Genomic DNA, 5,621 nt, shown 5'->3' on the forward strand with positions numbered 1-5,621 from the left:
GTCCCGGCGGTCCCGGCGCGGCGCGGTGGTGTCCACCGTCCGCGGCACGGCGAGCGACATCCCGAACGTGAGCAGGGCGAGCGGTGCCGCGGCGGCGCCGACCAGCCGGAACGGCTCGTAGACGACCTCGGGCAGGTCCCACGGCGCCGCGGCCAGGACCAGGCCGACGAGGGTGCCGACGATGATCGGGTTGCTCAGGGTGCGGCGCAGCAGGGTCCGTCCACGCAGGGGGCCCGCGCGCCGGTCCAGCACCGCGAACGCCACCGGTGCCAGGACGAGCAGCTGGAACAGCAGCGTCGGCACCACCGCGACCGCGTCGTCGAGCAGGTAGACCGCCAGCGGCAGCCCCACGTTGCCGGCGTTCACGTACGACGACGCGAGCGTGCCGACCGTGACGTCCGCGGCCGGCCGACGCCACGCGAGGCGCAGGACCACGACCGCCACCAGGGCGACCACCGACGTGGACGTCCAGGTGACGACCGCCGTGCGGGAGAGCAGCAGGTGCAGGTCGGCGTGCGCGACCGTGGTGATCAGCAGCGCGGGCGTGGCCACCGTGAACACCACCCGCGCGAGCACGGGAGCCGCTCGGTCGCCGAGCACCCGACGGCGGGCGAGCAGCCAGCCGAGCGCGACGACGGCGCCCATGGTGCCGAGTGCGGTGACGACGGCGCCCATCAAGCCACCGGTCGTCGTCGGAGGATCACGGGGCTGATCCTCGCACGGTGCTGTGGTCACGGAAAGCGCTTGCCCTGGCGGTGGCTACGTGGCACGATCGGGTCCGAGACGCATGTCCCGCACATGGAGGAAGGCAACGATGCCGGCAGTCGCACTGGTCACCGGGGGCAATCGAGGGATCGGCCTCGGTATCACGCAGCGGCTGATCGCCGACGGGTTCGCGGTGTCGATCCTGGCCACCCGCGAGGAGCCGACCGAGCTGCTGGAGTCGCTCGACGCCCCCGGCCGGGTTCGCTACGTGCGCGGTTCGGTGGCGGACCTCGGCGACCACGCGCGGTTCGTCGACGACGCCGTCGAGGCCTGGGGTCGGCTCGACCTGCTGGTGAACAACGCGGGGGTCGCCCCGAGCGTGCGGGCGGACCTGCTCGAGGCCGGCGCGGAGAGCTTCGACCGCGTGCTCGGCATCAACCTGCGCGGCCCGTACTTCCTGACGCAGACGTTCGCGAACCGCGTCATCGCGCTCGGGTCGGACCGCCTTCCGCGCGCGACCGTCATCAACGTCTCGTCGATCTCCGCGACGGCCGTGTCCACCAACCGCGGCGAGTACTGCGTCTCGAAGGCCGGCGTCGCCATGGCCACGCAGCTGTTCGCGGTCCGCCTCGCCCCCGAGGGGATCGTCGTCTACGAGGTCCGTCCGGGCGTCATCGCGACCGACATGACCGCCGGCGTGACCGAGAAGTACGACGCGCTCATCGCCGACGGGCTGGCTCCCATCAACCGGTGGGGTCGCCCGTCCGACGTCGCCGGTGCGGTGGCGATCCTGGCGTCCGGCCAGACCCCGTACTCGACCGGCGAGGTGTTCCACGTCGACGGCGGCATGCACATCCCGGTGCTCTGATGTCGTTCTTGCAGGGTGTCCCCGTCGTCACCGTCAACACCGTCGTCGTCGGGACCGGTTCCGCCGGCTTCTGCGCGGCCGACCGCCTGTGGGAGCTGGGCCAGACCGACGTCGTCATGGTCGCCGACAAGGTCAACGCGGGCTCGTCGCGCAACGCCGGCTCGGACAAGCAGACCTACTACAAGCTCACGCTCTCGGGCGGCGACGGCGACTCCGTGCGGGAGATGGCCGAGACGCTCTACTCCGGCGGCGCGATGGACGGCGACAACGCGCTGGCCGAGGCCGCGCTGAGCGCCCGCGGGTTCCTGCGCCTCTGCGACCTGGGCGTCCCGTTCCCGCAGAACCGGTACGGCGAGTTCATCGGCTACAAGACCGACCACGACCCCCGCCGTCGCGCCACGTCCGTGGGGCCGTACACCAGCCGGTCGATGGTCGAGCAGCTGGAGAAGAAGGTCCACCGCAACGGCACACGCATCTACGACGAGTGCCGGGTGGTCGACGTCATCGTGCGGGACGGCGCCGTCGCGGGGCTGCTGGTCCTGCGGACCGACGTGCCGCACGACGGCGCCGAGTCCCCGTTCCTGCTGTTCCGGTGCACCAACCTCGTCTACGCGACGGGCGGCCCGGCCGGGATGTACGCGACGCGCGTCTTCCCCCACGGCCAGTGGGGTGCGTCCGGGGCGGCCTACCGCGCGGGCGTGCACGGCAAGAACCTGACCGAGTGGCAGTTCGGGCTGGCCTCGACGCACCCGCGCTGGAACGTGTCGGGTACGTACATGCAGGTCATCCCGACGTTCATCTCGACGGACGCCTCTGGCGAGGATCCGCGGGAGTTCCTGACCGAGGCACTGGGTGACTACGGGCAGCTCATGTCGCTGGTGTTCCTCAAGGGGTACCAGTGGCCGTTCGACATCCGGAAGGCCCTGGACGGCTCGTCCCTGATCGACCTTCTCGTCTACCGCGAGACCGTGCTGCGCGGGCGGCGGGTGTTCCTCGACTTCCGTCGGAACCCGGTGCAGCCCGACTTCGACCCGTCCGCCCTGAGCCCCGAGGCCTACGAGTACCTCGACCGCGCCGGCGTCCTGTTCGGCGCGCCCATCGAGCGGCTGCGGCGCATGAACGAGCCCGCGTACCAGTTCTACCTGGGCAAGAACCCGTACGTGGACCTCGAGACGACGATGCTCGAGGTCGACGTGTGCGCCCAGCACAACAACGGCGGGCTCGTGGTCGACGCCTGGTGGCAGTCGAACATCGAGGGCTTCTTCCCGGTCGGCGAGGCCGGCGGCGCGCACGGGGTCTACCGGCCCGGCGGAGCGGCGCTGAACAGCGGGCAGGTGGGCGCGACGAGGGCCGCGCAGTTCATCGCGGCTCGGCGTACGTCCGACCCCGCGCCGTTCGACGAGGCAGCTTCGTCCGTGCTCGACGCCGCGACCTCCTTGGTCGCCGCCGCCTCGCAGCGCGCAGCCTCCGGCACCCCTGACAACACCGGCGACCTGCTGAACGAGGTCCAGGTGCTCATGAGCGCCAAGGCGGGTCCCGTGCGCTCCGCGGAGTCGATCCACGAGGCGCTCGTCCAGGTGCACGAGTGGCTGTCGTCGTACGAGGCGACGGTCTCCGCCGACGCCTCGTCGCGCCGGTCGATCAATCGCACCTTCCTCGTCCGCGACATCCTGACCAGCGCGTACGTGTACCTCTCGGCGATGGCCGACTACGTCGCGCACGGCGGCCGGTCCCGCGGCTCGGTGCTCTACACCGACCCCGATGGCGCGATCCCGCACGGCCTCACCGAGCTGCCTGACGTCTTCAAGTTCACGCTCGACGGCGGTGCGCTGGACGACGAGGTGCAGGAGACGTCCTGGGTCCCGGCCGATGGGTTCGTCCCCGTGGTCCCGCGCGCGCCCGACGACCCCGCCGGCGAGCCGGTGTTCCGCTGGCGTCCGCGCCGGCCGATCCCCGAGGACGACGACTTCTTCGAGAACGTCTGGCGCGAGTTCCGCGAGCACGGGAACGTGTTCTGATGCGCATCGCCCTGCCGGACCCGCGTGTCGAGATCCGCGGGGCGGCCTGGCTCGAGGACGGGCTGCCCCACCGGCTGCCCGCCTGGACGCGACCGCAGCTCCCCGACGACTTCATGGCGATGGTCGAGTCGCAACCGTCCGGCGTCCGGCTGCGGCTGCGGACCGCAGCGCGCTCGGTGCGGCTCGATGTCCAGGTGCTCCGCGTCGCGGTCGACCCGGCGCCGCCTGCCGAACCGCAGCCGTACGACGTCCTGGTCGACGGGGCGGTGGTGCCGCAGCCGTCGGCCGTGGCCTCCGCGGCCGGTGTGTTCCTGCTCGAGCCCCTCGCCGGGACGACCGCCGAACGACCCGGTCCCGCCGGCGTCGTGGAGCTCGCGCTCGGCGGCGACGGCACGGTCGAGCGGGACGTCGAGATCTGGCTCCCCCCGGGGGAGACCACCCGGCTCGTCGCGCTCACCGCCGACGCAGCGGTGTCCGCGCCGACCCCGGTGCACGCGCCGCGCTGGGTGCACCACGGCTCGTCGATCAGCCACGGTGCCGGCGCGGCCTCGGCCCTCGGGGCGTGGCCGATGGTCGCCGCGCGGGCCGTCGGGCTCGACCTGGTCAACCTCGGGTTCTCCGGCAACGCGGTGCTCGACCCCTTCGTCGCGCGCGCGATCCGCGACCAGCCCGCCGACGTCATCACCCTCAAGCTCGGCATCAACGTGGTGAACCACGACGCCATCCACCTGCGCGCCTTCGCCCCCGCGGTGCACGGCTTCCTCGACACGATCCGCGACGGGCACCCGACCACGCCGCTGGTCCTCGTCTCGCCGCTCCTGTGCCCGTTGGTCGAGACCACCCCGGGCCCGACGTCGCTGGACCCGGCCGACCCGTCAGTGTTCCGCACCACCGGGCAGCCCTCCGAGGTCGCCGACGGCAAGCTCACCCTGACGGTCATCCGGTCGGTGCTGCGCGCGATCGTCCGGGCTCGTGCGGACACCGCGCTGACCTACGTCGACGGCACGTCGCTCTACGGCTGGTCCGACTGGGACGACCTGCCGATGCGCGACCTCATGCACCCGGACGCGGACGCCCACCGCCTCATCGGGACGCGGTTCGCCGCGGTGCTCAGGGCCCTGAGGGCCTAGACCTCAGAGCTCGCCGAGGATGCGCTCGCGCAGCGCACCGAGCTCGTCGGCGGTGATCAGGCCGCGTTCGTGCAGGTCGTGGGCCTCCGCCAGCCGCGACTCGGCCGTCCGTCCGGGGGCGAGCAGCTGGCTCTTGTGTGCCTGCGCCAGGATCTGCGACTCCGCGGTCGCCGGGTCGAGCCCGGCCTCACGGAGCACGCTCCTGTTGCGCGACGCCTTCACCGCTGAGGCGATGATGAGCGCGACGATGACCACGGAGATGATGAAGAACACCACGCCGAACCCCGTCTCGGACGCGGCTGGTGCCAGAGGGTCAGGCATGGGCGCCACGCTAGCGCCGGCGACCGGCCCCCGTCAGAGGAACGGCTGCACCAGCTGGAGGTAGCGCTCAGCCAGCGTCGCGACCGTGTCGTCGCCCGGCGTGTCCCAGATGGCCTCGTTGAAGATCTCCACCTCGACGTCCCCGGTGTAGCCGGTCTCGGCCACCCAGCGCGTGATCGTCGGGAAGTCGATGTAGCCGTCGCCGACGTGCCCGCGGGACAGGAGCGCGTCGGCGGCCAGCGGGAGGATCCAGTCGCACACCTGGTAGCTGGCGATCCGCTTCTGCGCGCCCGCGCGGGCGATCTGGCGCTGCAGGTCCGGGTCCCACCACACGTGGTACGTGTCGACGACGACACCGACGACGTCCGCGGGGAACGGCTCCGCGATGTCGAGTGCCTGGCCGAGCGTCGAGATGACCGCACGGTCGGCGGCGAAGATCGGGTGCAGCGGCTCCAGCACGAGGCGGACACCGTGCCCGGCCGCGAACGGGGCGAGCTCGCCGATCCGGTCCGCGACCCGCTGCCGGGCGCCGACGAGGTCACGCCCAGTGGTGCCCGTTCTTGCAGGGCCGCCCGGTGC

6 protein-coding genes are annotated in these 5,621 nt (G+C 72.3%); 3 read left to right on the forward strand and 3 right to left on the reverse strand.

Annotated features, from left to right (window positions below):
• Window positions 1–675, reverse strand: a 675-nt coding sequence (locus tag AC1DUQ_RS16490) for an AEC family transporter (RefSeq protein ID WP_477074156.1), incomplete at its 3' end; no start/stop codon positions are given.
• Window positions 676–814: 139 nt separating this feature from the next.
• Here AC1DUQ_RS16490 and AC1DUQ_RS16495 point away from each other — a divergent pair.
• The 3 genes from AC1DUQ_RS16495 to AC1DUQ_RS16505 are packed head-to-tail and all read left to right on the forward strand — an operon-like array spanning window position 815 to window position 4,721.
• Entirely contained in the window at window positions 815–1,573 is a 759-nt protein-coding gene (locus AC1DUQ_RS16495; RefSeq protein ID WP_477061005.1) for a 3-ketoacyl-ACP reductase, read from the forward strand.
• Window positions 1,573–3,591 carry an FAD-binding protein gene (locus tag AC1DUQ_RS16500; RefSeq protein ID WP_477061006.1) on the forward strand — a complete coding sequence of 673 codons (2,019 nt, stop codon included), beginning with the start codon at window positions 1,573–1,575 and terminating at the stop codon, window positions 3,589–3,591. The genes AC1DUQ_RS16495 and AC1DUQ_RS16500 overlap by 1 nt, the downstream gene beginning before the upstream one ends.
• Window positions 3,591–4,721, forward strand: coding sequence for an SGNH/GDSL hydrolase family protein (locus AC1DUQ_RS16505; RefSeq protein ID WP_477061007.1), 1,131 nt, complete (start codon window positions 3,591–3,593; stop codon window positions 4,719–4,721). Before AC1DUQ_RS16500 ends, AC1DUQ_RS16505 begins: the two co-directional genes overlap by 1 nt.
• A gap of 3 nt (window positions 4,722–4,724) precedes the next feature.
• Here AC1DUQ_RS16505 and AC1DUQ_RS16510 read toward each other — a convergent pair whose 3' ends face one another.
• Window positions 4,725–5,042 carry a hypothetical protein gene (locus AC1DUQ_RS16510; RefSeq protein WP_477061008.1) on the reverse strand — a complete coding sequence of 106 codons (318 nt, stop codon included), beginning with the start codon at window positions 5,040–5,042 and terminating at the stop codon, window positions 4,725–4,727.
• 33 nt (window positions 5,043–5,075) lie between these two features.
• Window positions 5,076–5,621, reverse strand: a 546-nt coding sequence (locus AC1DUQ_RS16515; protein WP_477074157.1) for a sugar phosphate isomerase/epimerase family protein, incomplete at its 5' end; no start/stop codon positions are given.

Source organism: Cellulomonas sp. P4_B5_2, from assembly GCF_056402235.1.